Genomic DNA, 17,904 nt, shown 5'->3' on the forward strand with positions numbered 1-17,904 from the left:
CGAACGGGTCTCCTGTTGAGCACGCGTGGCGACTCCGCCACCCAAGGTCAGGGCGGCAGCGGTCGCACCGAGAAAACTGCGGCGGGTCGGCATCAGCCCACCTCCCCTTTCGAAGGACGGCCGCGCCTCGCCACGTCATGGTCGGTCCCTGTCGGTAGCGCACCGAAAACATGGGGCACGCAGCGACTGTTGAACCAGGAGATGTTGACCGGCGCGCCCGAGACCAATCGCTTGACGAGCGGAACGGCCTGTTCGCCGACGAGAATGCCGAGCAGACCAAGTAGGGCGATGACGGGCGGCGCAGGCGAGCGCACATTGAGCAGTCCGTAGATGACACCAACCAGCAGACCGACACCGAGCGACAGAAGGTACATTTTCATCGATATCTCCTCACGGGACGGGCAAGCCGCTTCTCCGTCCCGCCGATTGGCGAGACGGCAACGTTCGGAAAGACGACGATCAGTGGCCCTCGGAGGCGCCGAACATCGTCTTGGCGTAGATAATTCCGAGGCCGTAGGCGCCACCGAACTTCTTGGCGATGCCCGTCGTCATGTCGTAGGTCTCGGTGCGGGCCCAGTCGCGCTGGAGTTCCAGCATGTATTGCAGCGAGGTCATCGGCCGGACGCCGGCCTGCACCATTCGGTCCATCGCCCGATCATGCGCCTCGTCCGAGACGTCGCCGCAGGCATCGGCAATCACATAGACTTCGAAGCCCTGGTCGAGCGCCGAGAGCGTCGGACCGACGATGCAGACGCTCGTCCAGAGGCCGCAGAATACCAGCCGTTTCTTGCTGATGGCGTTGATCTTGTCGATGACGGCCGCATCTTCCCAGGTGTTCATCGATGTCCTGTCGAGAAGACCTTGGCCTGGAAAAGCATCCGTGATCTCGCTGAACATCGGGCCAGAGAAGGCCTTCTCCGCCACCGTCGTCAGGATGGTCGATACGCCAAAGCCGGCCGCGGCATGGGCGACCAGCGCCGCGTTGTTGCGCAGCAAGACAGCATCGATCGACTTCGTAGCAAAAGCCATCTGCGACTGGAAATCGATCATGATGAGCGTGTGGTCTTTCGGCGAAACCAGAAGGCTGCCAGGGGTCGGCGTGGCGTTTAAGGTCATGGTCGTCACCTCCTCGATGTCTTGGATTCTGAAGATCCGCAGGGAATGACCGGACTATGCCCGTGCCGGGCTGGCCGTTCTTGTCGGATATGCTGATGTTTTGAACATTCTGCCCCCGATGCGTCGCAAGCAAAGCGCAAAAGTCATATTGGAAGCAACGGCATAAGGGTGATATCGAGGCCGCCGCAGGCAAGGCCCGCGCGCGGCAAAACCGCTAGAGCCTGCGACTACGCCGCCAGGCACCAGGGGACGCTCCCGTCGCCCGCGCAAAGACACGCGTGAAATGGCTCTGATCGGCAAAGCCGCTAGCGACCGCAATTTCACCGATCGTCAGCGACGAAAACTCCAGCATGTCGCGCGCCTTGTCCAATCGTTGCTGCAGGAACCATTGGAGCGGCGTGATGCCAAGCGTCTGGCGAAAGGCGCGCAGGAACGTGCCCTGTGAGAGATTGCAGGCCGCAGCGAGTTCCTCGATCGACAGATCGCCGCCAAGCCGGCTTCGCATTAGCTCCTGCACGATCGACAGGCTGCGTGCCGAGAGCCTGCGCCCCTTGATCGCCGCCCCCGACGTCGTGCGGTGGCTGGCATTGCCGTAGTGTTGAGCGACATGGATGCCGATCGCCACCGACAATTGGTCGACGAACAGTGCGCTTCTCTCCAGTTGACCATTCATATTGGCAAACAGCGCCGCCATCAGCCCGCCCAACACGGGATCGGCCCGCTCGCCGACCGCGCACAGTTCGCGGACACCGCTCAGATCGGCGCAGTCGGCCATCCGCTCGATCGCGCTGTAGCCCACCTCCAGCAGCACGAAATTGAAGCTGCCGGAAAGATCTGCCCGATAGGGATCGTGAAAGTTTCGGAGATAGACGGCGTTCTCGTCGAACTCATGCACTGTCTCGTGGTGTTCGTGAACGATCCGCCGGCGATGGCCGCCCGACAGCGACAGGCCGAGCAGGTAACCGCGATTGTTGGCCGGTGTGTGCACGCGCTCCCGCGGTGCCGCCTGCGCTTTCTTGCGATAAAACGTCAATCCGGCGCCATCGATCCGTCGGTCTTCGTCGAGGCCAGCCAATGTACACCCGAAACTGTCGCGGGGCGGAGGTGCGATCGCGATCGAAGAAGCTGCTGTCATGCCTCTGCCTCCCCACAACTTCGCTGCCTGTCCGCTACCACGAGGGCGCCGACTGCGGCGGTCTTGGCTTTTGCGCAACGTCGTTTCGTCAGCGCGCTTGTGCAGCATTGCGTCCGAACATCACGATCATATGAACCGAATGGCTGTCTTGTCGATAGCATCGCGACTATTCGTCTTCCGTTACACGGCCGCGGTTCTCCAGCTGCGGGCGCCGGGCACGCCGGAAGCGCGCAGGCGTTTCGCCGGTGACCGCCGCGAATGTCTTGGTCATATGGCTCTGATCCGCAAAGCCGCAGGATATGGCAATCTCTGCGATCGGCACGTTCTTCAACAACAGCTCCTTGGCACGGGTAACCCGATACTCGGCCAGCCATCGCAAAGGCGTACAGCCGAAGCTCACCTTGAAAGCCTTGATGAAATAGCTTTTCGACAACGCACAGGCTTCGGCAAGCTCGCTGAGCGAAAACTGCCCATCGATATGGCATGAGAGAAAGTCGAGCGCCCTTTTCTCTTGCCACGCAGCCAGCGTCCCCTTGCGCTCCTTGGGTAGATAGAGCCCGCCATAGGTCTGCATCAAATGTGTCAGAATCGCCAGGCTCACCTGGTCGAGAAAAAGCTGGCTTGCCTCTTGCGGCCTCTCGAACGCTGGAAGCAATGCCTGCGCTAGCCCCAGCATGACGCCGTCGTACGCGCCCGGCTGACAGCGCAGACCGGTAAAGTCAGGCCGGCCCTGCTCAGTCGCAAAGGCGCGCATCTGCGAGAACGGTATCTGAAAGCGAACATTGTCAAAGGGCGACAGGTGATGGCAGCGCCATTCCTCGCGCAGGTCGGTGATGGCAAGCGCTCCCTTGCGATGCCCTCCTTCAAAGACAAGGGTGTCGCCCCGCCACAACCGATGCAGGCGAAAATCACTGAGTTGCGTGATGACGTTGAATGCCTCCTCCCGCCTGCTGGCGATCGCCGGGCCGATGTCGTCCGCGTCACTTCTCAACCGCGTCAGGGTTATAGGGGGAACGCGCAGCATCGATCGGCGCAAGGCGCCCACTTCGCTGGCCGTTTCTGGACGAGGCTCTAGGCTCAACAAAATTCCCCGAAGGTGTCACCAGGCATTTAGGCAATGCAGAATACGATATGCTGCCGCCAACAATCAATTCCGTCCCACAAGCGGCGCTAATGCAGAGGTGCGCTCCGCCAAGCTTGCGGTGTCGTACCGGTCTCCCCCAGAAACACCGTCGTGAAATGGCTGATGCTGCTGAAGCCGCAAAGGAACGCGATCGAGCCCAGAGGCAGTGAACTCGCGTGCAGAAGCTGCTTGGCCTGAGCAACGCGCCGGCGCATCTGCAATTGATGGGGCGCCCGTGTCGCTTCCTGCCGATTGTGGGAAGCCGTCGGATCATTGGAACCGTCGAAAGGAATTCCGCCTGCGTCGCCCTGCATCTCAGCCGAATGGTGGTGCAGAAGATGGGCGCAAACGGCCACGGCGACATGCTGCAGCAGCTCGGGCGGGGTGCTGTCCACACGTTCGAAAAGAGCCAGGAGCGCCAGTCCGAGACTGCACAGTATCGAGTCCGCTTCGCCCCGCCGGCACATCAGCCGTTGTGGCCTGGCCGTCGGCGACAGGGCGGCGACTTCCGCGATCAGCTTCTTGGGAAGGACGAAGGCGAGCGCGTTCAGGTCGCTATGGAGCGAGATCGAGGCCCCCTTGCGCAAATCGACGAGACATATCGAGCCGCGCGCGTATCGGCGAGCAGGCGACCTCGCGCCGTTTGCCCTGATGTCTGCGTGTTCGGCATCCTCAAGGTACAGCATAAGAAAATAGGCTTCGCATGCGGGCAGAGCCACCTCCAGCTGCAGCGCCCGCGTCAAACGCTTTCGAATTCGTGTGACCGAAAAGACGGCGGCCTCCATCGGGATCGTCGTGAGGCACGGAGCGTCCGGCGTTCCAAAATAGCGCCCCACGCACCCCATTTCCGGACAAGGAGAAGTCAACGCCAGCCTCCCAAACGATGCACTGCGTCATGCCAAAGCATTGCGAACATTTGATCAAAACCTCGGAGTATCCGAGACTGGCATGCAAGACCCATCATGGTACGAGACCGTTTTTCGCGATCGCTCTGAGCTCATGGATTGCTATCTACCGGTTCATCTTTCGCCCCACCGTAAGGGCAATCCGCGCGCAGCGACAAGGGCTTCGCGCGGATTCAGTCGGGAACGTTCAAAAAGGGAGACCGTCGTTCAATATGATGGGATCCACCGGGCCAAAAGCGCTCTGGGCCAGACGTTTTGGCAGTCATTTGCGAATGACCCCGTTTCGGGCACTTCAAGCCGTTGTTGCGGCGAAAATCGCAAGATGAAAGAGCTTACCGATCGGTACCAGCTTACGTCGCATTAATCGGCCGCCTAATTCTAGCTAACATCGGGCGATTTGCGAAAATCCCCGTGCTTGAAGAGCTCCGCCAGAATCCTGGTCCCCATATCTGCTTCCTGCTCGGAGAGTCCCGAAAATCCAAGAAGCAACCTGGATGTGTCCGATGAAGCGACATTCATGCGGGAAAGGGGCATCACGACGACGCCCTTTTTTAGCGCAGCCTGTGAGACGGCGGTGTCGCTGCTCCAGGTCCCCGTGCTGTGCACGGTCAGATTGATGCCCTGATCCGGCAGCAAAATCCGGAGATGTTCGCTGGTGCGCTCTTTCAAGAGACTTGCAAGCAAATCGCGTGAGGTACGCAGACGCTCTCTGAGGCGGCGCAGATGCGCGGGAAAATATCCCTCATTGAAAAAGTCACCGACGACACGCTGCTGAAACGTTGGAGGACAACGGTCAAGCGCGGGACGCACGGCCCTGAATACCGGTACCAGATCAATCGGAACGACGAGATAGCCGATGCGCAGACTCGGCAGCAGGGCCTTGCTGAATGTGCCCGTATAGAGGACCCGGCCGGCCTGATCGAGGCCCTGAAGCGATGCGATCGGATGCCCATCGTAGCGAAACTCGCTGTCATAATCGTCCTCGACGATCCAGCAGCCATTTTCTCGCGCATAGGCGAGCAACTCCAGCCGCCGGGGCAGTGAGAGGACGGAACCGACTGGGTACTGGTTGGATGGCGTCACATAGAACAGTGTCGGCGGCAGGGAGCAGGCAGCCAGCTTTTCCGTCATGATGCCGTCGGCATCCACGGGAAGACCGATGACTTTTATGCCATTCAGTGCCAGGCATTGTCGGGCCGGCGGATAACAGGGGTCTTCGACGATAGCCGTATCGCCCGGCGTCATCAGAACGCGGAACGCGAAATCAAGCGCTTGCTGTGTCCCGGCCGTGATAAATATCTGCTCGGCCGCGCAATGCACCCCGCGTGAGGCCGCCAGATGGGCCGCAATGGCGCTTCGCAGCTCGAATTCGCCCTGAATGTCGCCATAGCCTCCAGCGGCATAGTTCATGTGCCGGCCGGCGATGCGGTTCAGCAATCTCGCTGTCCGATCGTCATGGGCGATACGCCCCGTGACAAACGGCAAAACCTTCTGCGGTTCTAGGCTAGGCCCGGAGGTGAGAATTCTCGTGGCAGCGGCGGAGACAGCGCGGTGGGTCGAGTAGCTGGTCGTCGCATTGCGATGGTCGATCCTGGAGAGCCCGCCTGGAACGCCTGACGCGATATAGGTACCGGACCCATGCCGGGCGACGGCAAAACCCTCCGCGACGAGGATTTCATAGGCTTCGGCAATCGAGCCGCGTGAAAGCTTCCATTCCTTCGACGCCAGACGTGTTGATGGCAGCCGTTGCCCCGCATCCAGCCGACCGTCCGCAATTGCACCGCGCAGACAAAGATAGAGCTGTCTCACCAAGGGTGCTGGCGACAAGGTATCGATGCTTGGCCGAAAACCCACCGACGGGCTCTCCCTTCGCCGTTTCAGTGCCATGGGTGCCCTCCGCCAGAGTGGCTCATCAAACTCGTCAATAGTGGCTCTGTAATCTTCTCACATGTTGAATTTAAATCAGGCCACTTTCAAGCCTTCGTCATAACGACGTCGGCACCCGCACGGGACACCAATACGGGAGACAACATCGAAATGTGGAATGTCCGGATACCCTGTTTCAGCCAATGGGAACGCCGGAGCTGGCCTTGGCGCTACTGGCGGAAGGTAGCTCCGCTCTTCTCGCCGATCCCTTGTGGCGGAAACGATCCGCTTCCACAACCCGTCCGGGCACGAGCTGGAAAGCCAGGCGGACGTCACGCGGCCGCTTGCCGTCTTCCACCGCTTTCGTGCCAATCGTGGCATTGCCGTGAGTATCTGACCTTTTACGCTCTATCATTTTGGAGACCTTCATGACCACTTCTTCGACCAGGCTGCGTATTGCCGTCCTCTTCGGTGGACGCTCGGCCGAACACGACGTTTCCGTGCTTTCGGCTACCAATGTCATGCGCGCTCTGGAGCCTGCAAAATATGATGCCGTACCGATTTTCGTGACGCGCGAAGGTCAATGGCTGTTGAGCCACTTCGACGATGGTGTGCTTGCCAAACCTGCGAGCGGCACGCAGGTCAGTCTTGTTCCTGGCGGACACGGACGGATGGTGGCGATTTCGGCCGAAGGAAAGATGAGTGATGCCGGCAGCATCGACATTCTGTTTCCGGTTTTGCACGGCCTTCATGGTGAAGATGGCTCTGTGCAGGGGCTTGCAGAGGTGGCGCGCGTACCGCTCGCCGGCTGCGGGATTCTCGGGTCGGCGACGGCACTCGACAAGGATATTGCCAAGCAGCTTTTACGGGCCGCCGGCCTCCCGGTCGCGCGCTCGGTTACGATCCTCCAGGATACGACACCCGATCTCGCCGTGCTCGAAAGCGAACTCGGGCTGCCGCTGTTCATCAAGCCGGCCCGGCAAGGATCATCAGTTGGCGTTAGAAAGGTATCGGGCAGCCAGGAGTTCGCACCGGCGCTGGCCGAAGGTTTCCAGCATGATGGCAAGCTGCTTGCCGAGGAATATGTCTCCGGGCGCGAGATCGAATTCAGCGTGCTGGAAGATCCGAAAGGTGGCCTTTTCGTCTCTCGCCCGGGCGAGATCATCCCGGCTGAATCCCACGGCTTTTACAGCTACAACGCAAAATATATCGACGAGGACGGCGCCGCGCTCAAGGTTCCAGCGGAACTGCCGCCCGAAGTTGAGGCTGAGATGAGGGAGGCGGCTGCAAGGGCATTCAGGGCTTTAGGCTGCGATGCCATGGCGCGTGTCGACTTCTTTCTGACGATGGAGATGACGTTCGTTGTCAACGAGGTGAACACCATCCCCGGTTTTACCGACATCAGCATGTATTCCAAGGCGATGGCGGCAAGCGGCGTCAGTTATGCCGAAATCATCGACAGGCTCATTGCGCATGGCCTGACACGCGCCGGCCGAAGCGCCTGACATGCAAACGCAGACCCTTCAGCCGGTGGGCGGATCAACGGATCCGCCCACAGTCCTGGTCGGCTATGACGACATCCAATTGGCAGGCCTGTCGGCAAAATGGAGAGCCGCAATTTGCAAGCCAGCGCGTCTCTATTGGCCGCCGGTTCGCGATGGGCGTTGCGACAACCAGAACCACTATGCCACGGCCGGTATGGATCAGACGTGATCCAGGAACTCGAGCACTCGGATGGTGAGTAACGCGGTCGCATCCGCGTCGTACGACGGGAGCGAGCTGTCGGCGAAGTAGTGCTGATCGCCGGGGTACAAGAAAAGCTCCGCGCCCTCGACCTTCTCGACGATCTCGCGGGCAACGTCGATGTCGCCCTCCCCGACGAAGATCGGGTCGCTGTCCATACCGTGGATCTGGACCGCGACGCCGTCCGGCCAAGGCCCGAAGGCCCACTCGCCGCTGATCGGCAGGCAAGAGTAGAAGAGCAAGGCTCCGCGGGCTCCGGGCCGCGTCTGTGCCAGCTTCTGTGCCGGCAGCACACCGAACGAGAACCCAGCGTAGACGAGTCCGGGAGGCAGGTCGTTCGCGACACGGACCCCGCGCTCCCGCATTTCGTCGAATCCGATCTTACCGATGTAGGCTAGGCCCTCGTCGATACTCTGGAACGTGCGTCCGTCGAACAGGTCCGGCGTGTGCACGATGTGACCGGTGGCCCGCAAGTCGTCGGCGAAAGCCCGCACACCCGGGGTCAGCCCCTGTGCGTGGTGGAACAACAGGACCTCAGCCATATGGAGTCTCCGGGTGTAATGGTCGGACGCGCGTTTGATCACTCCACGGCTCGGTCGCCTCGCCGGGAAGAATGCGGACACGTTATAGACCTAACGTCTGCGACCCAGCTAGTCTTGGCTCCTGCCGAACTCGTCGTGAACGACCCTGCCACCAAGGAGCGTCAGCACCGAGCGCAGCCTATGGATGTCGGATACCGGCATTGTCAGATACGGTCTATCCAGCACGGCGATGTCAGCCAGCTTTCCCGCCGACAAGCTGCCTCGCTCGTTCTCGTCAAAGGCGGCACACCTCCATCCCTTCCCTCAACTGCTCTATGCCGCATCCGGCGTCATGGGCGTCGCAACGGACGGCGGCAACTGGGTCATTCCCCCCTACCGGGCGATGTGGCTTCCCGCATTTTGCGTTCATGAAGTCCGCATGTTGACGGATGCCAATATCTCATCGTTGATGCTGCAGACGTCGGCGGGCCTTGAGACGCTGGACTGCAGTGTCCTGGAGGTATCCCCCTTGCTCCGGGCGCTGCTTTTGAATGTGCTCACCTTCGACCCGTCCGGGGCGCGGACGGAGCGAGAGCAGCTGATGCTCCAGCTGCTGCGAACCGAGATCATCGAGGCCCGCGTCCGCCTCTCACCCATTCCGATGCCAAAGGAACCCAAGCTCTACGAGCTGTGCCAGAAGGTCATGGCGGATCTCGCCGTCGACTATCCCCTCACACACCTGGCGGCAGAATACGGCAGCGCCGCACGCACAGTCGCGCGGCTGTTCAGCCGCGAGCTCGGCATGTCCTATCGACAATGGATGGATCTGGTGAGGGTGTCCTATGCCCAGGCCCAACTCGATCAAGGCATTCGCATCGGATCTCGGCTACACGCCAAGCGCCTTCTCCGCCATGATGAAGCGGGTTTCGAGCCGAAGACCGCCCGCGCCCACCGCGTCGCCGGCCGGCGAGGTCGTATGGGCCGAGCTTCCACCACTGAACTGGTTCACGCGCATGATGCCATCGGAGATGGTCTCGGGCGACGGACGGTGGGCATAGCTCGTTGATGCCAGGCACGGGTTCACGGTCGACCAGATCGCCGCCACATCTGGGAATACACCGTATCAACACCTGCGTGGCGACCATGACGGATCCCACCCGTCTGATGCCTAACCGAGCGCACCAGGTGCCTTTAGGCAAAGCCGCCAGAACCCGTTCGCGCGCGGCTTGACCGGTTGGCATTTCAAGACTGGTTCGTTCCGGTCGCCAGCGGGCTTTCACTTCGCCCGTGATCGGTGGTTGCCACACCGGCTGCCAGGTTCTACCATGGGTTTCCCTGTCGGTTATCACTTGGGTATATCCTTGATGAGGCCCCCGATGAAGGTATTGCTGTCCGCACTAGCGCTATCCGGCCACTTGATTTCTTCAGCCGTAGCCGAAGAGGGGAAGATTCCAGCCTATTTCGTTCTGGATCAAACCTATGGCGGTGGCTTCGACACTGCCGCGTGGCAGGCGGCGATCGATGCCATCAAGGATCATGGGAGGCTGGTGCATACTTACAATTTCGCTGGAGATAAGCAGGTCGTCAGTCAGGCACAGCAGGATGTCGCCAAGGCAAACGCGCAAAAGCCGATCTACCTGGTGAATGAGAAAGTGGCCAAGGACCCCACCGAACTCCGGCGATCGCTGGCCTCGTTCAAGGAGCAGTTGCGCAACGATGCGAATTCCAAGGGGTCGCAAGTTGTCGCCGAGTGGCCGATGTGCGCGCTTGTCGAGCAAGGCTCGGAAGGCGCGGTCCGAGCGATGCAGGGAGGTGTGATCCTGTTGATCGACCACCCACAGGCCGCAGCCCATTGCTACGCGATGGTACAATCCTATTTCCTGACTCCGACCGCCCCGGACGGCAAGCGGGCTGCGCCGGTCAGCGTCGACGCTACCACCGTCGCGATGCAGGCGATGTTGCCGCCCATGAAGCTCGCCAGGCACATATTGGCAGACAAGGCGGCATCCAAGCCGGGAGATTTTGCCGAGCGCCCGACAAACGTCTTCGCGCCGGGCGAAGAGATCTTCATTTATGCCTATTTCGAGAATGTCGGACGGATCAACGTCGGCACGCCGATGTCAAGCTACGAGATCGGGCTCGATATCGAGGTACGAGACCGGGCTGGCAAGGTTCTCAGAACATTCCCCAACGCGCACGTGTTCAGGGCCGAATCTGCACCGCCGTTTCCGGTTTCCACCAAGTACTTTACCAATTTCGCGACTGCCGGCATCGCCCTGCACGACCCGGGAGACTACGTCGTAGCATACATCTTCCGCGACCGCTCGCGCCCAGAAACGCCGTCGGTGACCGCCGCGTTCGAGGTGACTGTCAAGTAATGGCCCCATGCATATGATGGCGCAGTGTTACTCAGTGTTCGGCGACGAGCAGCCGTTCTCGCGCAGGACCCAGCGGCGCGGCCGCGATCGTCAAGCGCAAGAACAACGAGACTGCGGGGGGCTAGCTTCCTTTGATGATCATAGCCGCGGCTTTTTCGGCGACCATCATCGTCGGGGCATTGATGTTTCCGGCCGTGATGTTGGGGAAGATCGACGCATCAACTACTCGCAACCCATGCAACCCATGCACCTTCAGCGATGAATCAACGACTGCGGTGGAAGCATCCGGCCCCATCGCTGCGGTGCCGCACAGGTGATAGATTGAACCGCTATGCTCGCGAAAGTAGTCCAGGAGCTCGGCGTCGGTGGAAGCTTCGGCGGAAGGAGGCATTTCGCTTGCAGTAATCGACCGCATTGCCGGCGCACTCATGATCTTGCGCGCAAGCCGACTTGCCTGAAGCACCTCCGCCTCGTCATGGGCAGTCGTTAGGTAGTTGGGGTTGATGCGCGGTGCAACGGTGACATCGGGCGACGCGATCGTGACACTGCCGCGGCTTGTGGGCCTGCATGCATTGAACGCCAATAGGAAACCGGAATAGGGCTCCGGCCTCAGACCGGCGCGCGGGTCGGACGGAATGCGATAGGAAAGCGGGTTAAAATAGAGCTGGATATTCGGCCTCTCCTCACCCGGCTCGCCGCGCAGGAAGCCTCCGGCCTGGTTGACGCTGAGGGCCAAGGGGCCACGCCTTGTCAGCACATAGCGCAGCGCCTGCCGAGCCTGACCGAACAGGCTTCCCAACTCGTCGTTCAGCGTCGGAACCCTCGAGCGGTAGTAGAAGCTCGCGCAAAGATGATCCTGGAGGTTTCTCCCAACCGCCGGCAAATGCCGGACGACGGGGATCCCGAACGCTTGCAGCTCTAGGCCATCGCCGATACCGGAGAGCTGCAGCAGCTTCGGCGTATCGACCGCCCCGGCACATAGGATCACCTCGTTCCGGGCGGAATAGAATACCACCCCATCGGGTGTGGCCACCTCCACGCCGGTCGCCCTTCCTTCCTGGACGACGACCCGTCTGGCGTGGCTCTTGCGGAGGATGGAGAGGTTGCGGCGGTTGAGAGCCGGCCGCAGATAGGCGAACGACGAGGACGAGCGCACGCCATTTCGCGTATTGATATCGTAAATCCCTGCGCCCTCGATCGACGCGCCATTGAAGTCGGTATTGAGCGGCAGTTGCAGTTCGGCACAGGCAGAAAGGAACCGCGCGGTAATCGGATGGGTCTGGTCGCGCATCGGCGTGACGTGGATGGGTCCGTCCCCGCCGTGAAATTCGGACTGGCCAAGCGCATGGGTTTCAAGTTTCTTGAAATAGGGCAGCACGTACTCATAGCCCCAGCCGGGATTGCCGGCTTTGGCCCAGTCGTCGAAATCCGCCGCGGCGCCCCGCACAAAGATCATCGCGTTGATCGAACCCGAACCTCCTTGCACCTTGCCGCGCGGCGCATAGATGCGGCGATTGTTCAGGGCGGCTTCCGGCGCGGTCCAGTACATCCAGTTGACGTTCGGGTCATAGTAGGACCGCGCATAGCCGACCGGGATGCGAAACCACGGCGAACTGTCATTGCCGCCCGCCTCAAGCAGAAGCACGCTGTGCTTGCCTGCCTCGCTCAGCCGTGCCGCAACGATACAGCCGGCGGATCCCGCCCCGACAATGATGTAGTCGTAAGTCGTCATGTGTTCCTCAACCGCGCGCCGGGGCAAATGCCTTGATGTCGGCGGGCTTGTCGTCCATCTGCAGGTGCAGACGCTTTCCTTCGTAGGGCGAATGCTTTTCAACCACCTCGAGATTGAGCTCCACGCCGAGCCCCGGTTCGCTTGACGGGATGAGATAGCCATCGTCGAACTGCAACGGCGTCTTGAGGATCTCGGCGTAGAAGCCTGAGAAGTCGATGATCGCCTCGTGGATGAGGAAATTGGGGGTGGCCGCCGCCAGTTGGATGCTGGCCGCCGCCCCGATCGGTCCGTTGTAGAGGTGCGGCGCGATCTGCGCATAATGCGCCTCGGCCATACCGGCGATCTTCTTTGCCTCCAGCAAGCCGCCGCACCGCGCGACGTTCATCTGCAGGATCGACGCTGCGCCCGTTTCAAGCACGCGCTGGAACTCGTATTTGGTCGTCAGCCGCTCGCCGGTGGCGATGGGGATCGAGGTTGCACTGGCGACCGTCGCCATCGCTGCCTCCTGGCCGGGCGGCACCGGCTCCTCGAACCAGAGCGGATCGTATTTTTCGAGCCGACGCGCAAGGCGAATGGCCGAGGACGGCACCATCTGGCCATGGGTGCCGAAGAGCAGGTCGGCACGCCCGCCAACCGCAGCACGGACCTTGGCGCAAAACTCTTCGCACCGCTCCATGACGCCAATCGAAAGCTGGTGGCCGGAATAGACGGTATAGGGTCCGGCCGGATCGAACTTGACGGCCGTGAAGCCCTTCCGGTCGACCATTTCCGCAGCAAAGTCGGCCGCAAGCTCTGGATCGTTGTAGTCGTATTCGCCGGCCGCATTCTTGGGGTAGAGATAGGTGTAGGCGCGCAGCTTCTCGTGCACGAGGCCGCCCAACAGCTTGTGCACCGGCCGGCCGGCAGCCTTGCCGACGATGTCCCAGCAGGCGATTTCGAGACCGGAGACGACGCCCATGATCGTTGGATCCGGGCGCTGCGTGAAGCCGCTCGAATAGGCCGAGCGCCAGAAGCGCTCGATATCGTGCGGATCGTGGCCGAGGAGATGGCGCTCGAAGACGTCCTCGATCAGCGGCACCAACGCGTTCGGATGGAAGGCGGTCGCGTAGATTTCCCCGACCCCTTCGATACCGTCCTTCGTGGTGAGCCTGACGAAGATCCAGTACATGCCGCCGATATGGGGCGGTGGGACGGCAACGACATGAACGGCGAGCGACGCGATCTGCATGTTGAGGTTCCTTCTGGCGAATCCGATCAGTGCTTCAGCACCACGAGACGGGTTTGTGTGAATTCGAGCATGCCGTGCTTGCCGTCATCGCCTCCGAGACCCGAACGCTTCCAGCCTGCATGGAATCCCTGATAGGGATCCGCAGGAAAACGGTTCACATAGAGTTCGCCGGCCTCGATGGCATCGGCAAAGCGCATGACCGTGCTGTAGTTGTTGGTGAAGAGAACCGAACTCAGGCCGAACTGGTGATCGTTGGCAAGCGCCAGGGCTTCCTCAGCGCTGTCATAGGAAAGCACGGCGAGAACCGGGCCGAACACCTCTTCGGCGACGACGTCCATGTCCTGCCGGCAGTTGGAAAGCAGGGTTGGCGGATAGTAGTTGCCCGCGCCTTCCGGCAGTACGCCGCCAGCCTCGATGCGTGCCCCCTGCTCTACCGCATGGCGAACCATCGAGTGAACATTGACCTGCGCCGATTTCGTTTCGAGTGGCCCCATGCGCGACGGGTCGCCGGCACGGTCGCCGAACGCCCTTGCGGCAAAGCCGGCGCGAAGCCGCTCGAGAAGCGCATCGTGGATGGAAGCGTGTACATAGACCCGTTCCGGCGCCGTGCAGACCTGCCCGCAATGATTGGTCTTGGCGGCAACAAGCTGAGCGGCAACCGCATCGAGATCCGCATCGGGCTCGACGATGACAGGTGTCTTGCCGCCGAGTTCCAGCGATGGCTTGGCGATATTGGCCTTGCAATATTCGAGAACCACGCGGCCGGCCTGCAGGCTGCCGGTGAGCGTTATCATGCCGACCGACGGGTGGGTGCAGAGTGTCGCGGCGACGTCATGCGACATGGTCAGGATGTTGACCAGCCCGGGTGGAAGCTCGGCTTCCAGCGCCGCCGCGGCGATCTCGAAAGCGGAGGTCGGCGTCGAATTGCTCGGCCGCACCACGACGGCGTTGCCGGCGATCAGTGCGGGGGCAATCTTGCGTGCCAGCGTATAGACCGGAAAATTGAACGGGATGAGGCAGGCAACAACCCCGATCGGCTCGCGCTTCAAAAGCAGGGTCTCGCCCGGATTGTCGCTCTGGATCACTTCCCCCTCGATCCGGCGCGCCCACTCCGCATGATAGCGCATCAGCTCGGCGCCATAGATCGCCTCCGCCGTGGCATCGGCGAGGCTCTTGCCGGACTCAAGGGCGAGCGCCGCGCCGATCTTGCCGGCGCGCGCTTCGATCGCCGCCGCAAAACGACGCAAGGCATCCCCGCGGGCGATCGCCGGCAAGGCTTTCCACGTCTTCTGCGCTGCGGCTGCGCTTTCAACCGCTGCGATTGCCTCCAGCGCACTTGCCGCGGGAACCCGCGCGAAGGTCTCTCCGGTTGCGGGATCGAGCACCGGGACCAGGTCCGACGCGGGCTGAAACGTACCGGCGACAAAGTTTCGATAATCGATCAAGACGATATCCTTCTATGTTTCCGCCATGGGACAGGCTTCAGAACGTGCCCCGGCCTGGAGCAGCATCGAGCAATGTTCTTGTGTAAGGGTGGCTCGGGTCAAGGAGCATCTTCGCCGCCCCGCGCCGTTCGACAATCTCGGCCGCCGCGGCATCAGAAATGAAGCCGAATCGCGCACTCGGCGGCCTGTACAGCTTGTTTGCAAAGTTCTGCTGAAGGCTCGCCTTGGCAAGACAGTATTCTGAGCCTCACGAAGCCCTTGACCTGGAACTCTCTCACCGCCAGCGGCTTGCCGTTCCCCACTAACAACGCTGTTTCTTCGGAGGCGGGATGCCAAAGGTGAATGCTGTCGGAATCCTTGGTCACATCCAGGCTTTCAGGGGGAGGCTTTTAGCGCAACCTGATGGACAACCGTAGATTCTCGGCGGGCGATCGAGAAGCGTCCAAAAGCCTCCCGTGAGCCTCATATCGTATACAATATTTGTCTCTGATGTTGACAATTTTCTATTTTAGCGCTTCCTTATTATAGCCCGTCACGCCACTTGGCGCCGGATGCCAAAAATGGGGAGTGAGATGATCAACAGACGCTCGACATTGAAATCGTTGGCGCTCAGCGCCGTTTCGATCCTGGCAATTGCAGTCGCAAGCACCTTTCCCGCGCAAGCGGAAAACAAAGAACTCAAGATTGGCTTCGTCGGCGTGACCAGCGGTCCCGCCGCGGCCTGGGGTACATCCAACGTCCGCTCGATGCAGACGCGCGCAGATTGGCTCAACGAGGCCGGCGGCGTGAAGATCGGCGACGACACCTACAACATCACGATCGTGACCTTCGACGACCAGAAGGATCCTAAGCGGGCCATAGCCGGCATGGAGAAGATGGCCCAGGAGGGCATCCATTATGTCGTCGGACCCAATGTCGATGACGGCGCGGCGGCCGTTCGTCCTGTGGCGGAATCCAAGGGGATCATCTATTTCCCCTATGCCTTCCCCAAATCGCTTTATGTCGCACCGGCATCGAATGCGGTCCTCGGCATGGTCGCCAATTATCAGTCCGGACCGGCAATCTACAAATATCTGAAGGAAAACAAGAGCGTGAAGAAGGTGGCTTTCATCGCGGCCAACGAATCCGACCCGATCAGCCAGCGTGACAGCGGCGTCGCTGCCGCCAAGGAACTTGGGCTGGAGGTGGTCGCCGAGACCGACACCTACCAGAACGACACACGCGACTTCACACCGGTGCTGACGCCGATCGTCCAGTTGAAGCCGGATCTGCTCGTCCTGTCCGGTGTGGCCCCCGCCAACGCGCCGCTGTTGATCCGCGCGGCACGCGAACTCGGCTATGAGGGCCTGATTTCGGCAGAAACGGCGCAGGACGCGACCGTGTTGCAGGAAGGCGCTGGCGAACTCGCCAACGGCTTCATCTCGGTCGGCGGCGCTTCGACGCCGGAGATCCGTACGCCACTGATGGAAGAGTTCATCGAACGCTACACTAAGAAGTTCGGCGAATACAACGATGAGTCCAACACCAAGGTCTACGCGCTCGAATACATCATCGAAACGCTCAAGGCGAACCCCAAGGCGGTAGACGACGTGGAGGAGTTCAAGAAGACGATCGACAGCTTCTCCGCGCCCAATCCCTACGCCAAGGACAGCATGCTGAAATATGTCGGCATGACCTCCTTCGGCCAGAAGCGCCAGGTCTCCGTGCCGATGGTGGTGACTGAGTTCAAGGGCGGCAAGTTCGAGACGTTGTTCGTCGGCGAAGTGGATTGACGTTGCCTGATTAGGTCAATCGAGGTTCGGGACCGGTCCCGAACCTCCCCGGTGATCGGATTTTCCGCCATGGAACAGGTCATTGCCAACGGACTGTATCTGGGTGCCCAATATGCGCTGATCGCGCTCGGGCTGACACTGATCTTCGCGCTCATGAACGTTCTCAACTTCGCGCATGGGCAGATGTACGTGCTGGGCGGCTTCGTGACGTACTCGATCTACGGTCAGCTCAAGCTGCCCTTCGTGCTTGCGCTGATCTGTTCTGGGGTATCGCTGGCGATCGTCGGCGCGCTGATGGAGAAATTCCTTTTCCGGCCGGTGATCCGACGCAGCAAGCGCGAGGAAAGCACGATGCTGCTCGCCGCTGCCACCGCATTTTTCCTCGATGCCCTCATATTGCTGCTGTTCGGCGAGAAACAGCGCGGCGTGCCGAAGATAGTCAGCGGCGTTTTCATCTCCGACAGCGTGATCTTGCCTTACGATCGCATCGTCGTCGGCTTGATCGCGATACTGATGATCGTCGCCTTCATACTCTATATGCAATACAGCAAACCGGGCCGCGCCATGCGGGCGCTGGCACAAGACCGAATTGCCGCGCAGCTGATGGGTGTCAAGGTCGAGCGCTATTCCATGATCGGTTTCGCACTCGGGGCAATGCTCGCCGGTGTCGTCGGCGGCTTGCTCGTCAGTATCACCGGCGTCAATTCCGGCATCGGCGGACCGATTTCGATCAAGGCGTTTCTGATGGTGATGATCGGCGGCGCCGGCGTAGTTGGTGGCGCAATTGCCGGTGGTTTCATCCTCGGCATGATGGAATCGGTCGGTCTAACCGTGCTGCGCGAATATGGCGACGTCACCTATCTCGTCATCTTCGCGCTGCTCATGGTCTTCCTGAGCATCCGCCCGAACGGGCTGATGGGCAAACCGTGGGGCTGATGTC

At 60.9% G+C, this 17,904-nt stretch carries 19 protein-coding genes and 1 pseudogene; 5 read left to right on the forward strand and 15 right to left on the reverse strand.

The features are described 5' to 3' along the window. The 9 genes and pseudogenes from ABIE33_RS32670 to ABIE33_RS32710 all read right to left on the reverse strand — a co-directional run. Positions 1-93 (reverse strand): twin-arginine translocation signal domain-containing protein (locus ABIE33_RS32670; protein WP_429132864.1); only part of this gene is annotated, 93 nt, incomplete at its 3' end. Then, positions 93-380 carry a DUF1427 family protein gene (locus ABIE33_RS32675; protein WP_429132789.1) on the reverse strand — a complete coding sequence of 96 codons (288 nt, stop codon included), beginning with the start codon at positions 378-380 and terminating at the stop codon, positions 93-95. The genes ABIE33_RS32670 and ABIE33_RS32675, both read right to left, overlap by 1 nt. A 79-nt stretch (positions 381-459) precedes the next feature. Beyond that, on the reverse strand, positions 460-1,116 hold the full coding sequence (locus tag ABIE33_RS32680; RefSeq protein ID WP_429132791.1) for a hydrolase: 657 nt from the start codon (positions 1,114-1,116) through the stop codon (positions 460-462). Between the two features lie 214 nt (positions 1,117-1,330). Then, a complete protein-coding gene (locus ABIE33_RS32685; protein WP_429132793.1) occupies positions 1,331-2,251 on the reverse strand; it encodes a helix-turn-helix domain-containing protein in 921 nt (306 codons plus the stop codon). Positions 2,252-2,417: 166 nt separating this feature from the next. Continuing rightward, positions 2,418-3,332, reverse strand: coding sequence for a helix-turn-helix domain-containing protein (locus ABIE33_RS32690; protein ID WP_429132794.1), 915 nt, complete (start codon positions 3,330-3,332; stop codon positions 2,418-2,420). 89 nt (positions 3,333-3,421) lie between these two features. Beyond that, entirely contained in the window at positions 3,422-4,210 is a 789-nt protein-coding gene (locus ABIE33_RS32695) for a helix-turn-helix domain-containing protein (protein ID WP_429132796.1), read from the reverse strand. Positions 4,211-4,657: 447 nt separating this feature from the next. Beyond that, on the reverse strand, positions 4,658-5,716 hold the full coding sequence (locus ABIE33_RS32700; RefSeq protein WP_429132866.1) for a PLP-dependent aminotransferase family protein: 1,059 nt from the start codon (positions 5,714-5,716) through the stop codon (positions 4,658-4,660). 195 nt (positions 5,717-5,911) lie between these two features. After that, positions 5,912-6,166: pseudogene (locus tag ABIE33_RS32705) on the reverse strand (GntR family transcriptional regulator); the annotation flags it as partial. 175 nt (positions 6,167-6,341) lie between these two features. Continuing rightward, positions 6,342-6,575, reverse strand: coding sequence for a hypothetical protein (locus ABIE33_RS32710; RefSeq protein WP_429132871.1), 234 nt, complete (start codon positions 6,573-6,575; stop codon positions 6,342-6,344). Here ABIE33_RS32710 and ABIE33_RS32715 point away from each other — a divergent pair. Next, a complete protein-coding gene (locus ABIE33_RS32715; protein ID WP_429132798.1) occupies positions 6,574-7,650 on the forward strand; it encodes a D-alanine--D-alanine ligase family protein in 1,077 nt (358 codons plus the stop codon). The genes ABIE33_RS32710 and ABIE33_RS32715 overlap by 2 nt on opposite strands. Before the next feature lie 198 nt (positions 7,651-7,848). Here the strand turns inward: ABIE33_RS32715 and ABIE33_RS32720 are convergent, their stop codons facing one another. Both ABIE33_RS32720 and ABIE33_RS32725 read right to left on the reverse strand, forming a co-directional pair. Next, a complete protein-coding gene (locus tag ABIE33_RS32720; protein ID WP_429132800.1) occupies positions 7,849-8,430 on the reverse strand; it encodes a dienelactone hydrolase family protein in 582 nt (193 codons plus the stop codon). Between the two features lie 108 nt (positions 8,431-8,538). Beyond that, positions 8,539-8,655 carry a hypothetical protein gene (locus ABIE33_RS32725; RefSeq protein ID WP_429132802.1) on the reverse strand — a complete coding sequence of 39 codons (117 nt, stop codon included), beginning with the start codon at positions 8,653-8,655 and terminating at the stop codon, positions 8,539-8,541. Between ABIE33_RS32725 and ABIE33_RS32730 the strand changes: the two genes are divergently transcribed. Together ABIE33_RS32730 and ABIE33_RS32735 are read left to right on the forward strand one after the other, a co-directional pair. After that, the gene (locus ABIE33_RS32730; RefSeq protein WP_429132873.1) at positions 8,615-9,475 is read left to right on the forward strand and encodes a hypothetical protein; all 861 of its coding nucleotides are present in this window, start codon (positions 8,615-8,617) and stop codon (positions 9,473-9,475) included. The two genes, ABIE33_RS32725 and ABIE33_RS32730, sit on opposite strands and share 41 nt — an antisense overlap. 259 nt (positions 9,476-9,734) lie before the next feature. Further along, positions 9,735-10,787 (forward strand): hypothetical protein, encoded by a 1,053-nt coding sequence (locus ABIE33_RS32735; RefSeq protein WP_429132803.1) that lies wholly within the window; start codon positions 9,735-9,737, stop codon positions 10,785-10,787. A 121-nt stretch (positions 10,788-10,908) separates the two neighbouring features. Here ABIE33_RS32735 and ABIE33_RS32740 read toward each other — a convergent pair whose 3' ends face one another. The 4 genes from ABIE33_RS32740 to ABIE33_RS32755 all read right to left on the reverse strand — a co-directional run bounded on the left by ABIE33_RS32740 (position 10,909) and on the right by ABIE33_RS32755 (position 15,557). Then, positions 10,909-12,519 (reverse strand): GMC family oxidoreductase, encoded by a 1,611-nt coding sequence (locus ABIE33_RS32740; protein WP_429132805.1) that lies wholly within the window; start codon positions 12,517-12,519, stop codon positions 10,909-10,911. 7 nt (positions 12,520-12,526) lie between these two features. Continuing rightward, a complete protein-coding gene (locus ABIE33_RS32745; RefSeq protein WP_429132807.1) occupies positions 12,527-13,747 on the reverse strand; it encodes a mandelate racemase/muconate lactonizing enzyme family protein in 1,221 nt (406 codons plus the stop codon). Between the two features lie 26 nt (positions 13,748-13,773). Further along, entirely contained in the window at positions 13,774-15,192 is a 1,419-nt protein-coding gene (locus tag ABIE33_RS32750; protein WP_429132809.1) for an aldehyde dehydrogenase family protein, read from the reverse strand. A 152-nt stretch (positions 15,193-15,344) separates the two neighbouring features. Then, positions 15,345-15,557 carry a hypothetical protein gene (locus ABIE33_RS32755; RefSeq protein WP_429132811.1) on the reverse strand — a complete coding sequence of 71 codons (213 nt, stop codon included), beginning with the start codon at positions 15,555-15,557 and terminating at the stop codon, positions 15,345-15,347. Between the two features lie 207 nt (positions 15,558-15,764). Here ABIE33_RS32755 and ABIE33_RS32760 point away from each other — a divergent pair, with 207 nt between their 5' ends. Together ABIE33_RS32760 and ABIE33_RS32765 are read left to right on the forward strand one after the other, a co-directional pair. After that, on the forward strand, positions 15,765-16,964 hold the full coding sequence (locus ABIE33_RS32760) for an ABC transporter substrate-binding protein (RefSeq protein ID WP_429132813.1): 1,200 nt from the start codon (positions 15,765-15,767) through the stop codon (positions 16,962-16,964). Between the two features lie 69 nt (positions 16,965-17,033). After that, on the forward strand, positions 17,034-17,900 hold the full coding sequence (locus ABIE33_RS32765) for a branched-chain amino acid ABC transporter permease (protein ID WP_429132814.1): 867 nt from the start codon (positions 17,034-17,036) through the stop codon (positions 17,898-17,900). Positions 17,901-17,904: the final 4 nt, after the last annotated feature.

This window comes from Ensifer sp. 4252, from assembly GCF_050434565.1.
Taxonomy (GTDB): Bacteria; Pseudomonadota; Alphaproteobacteria; order Rhizobiales; family Rhizobiaceae; genus Ensifer.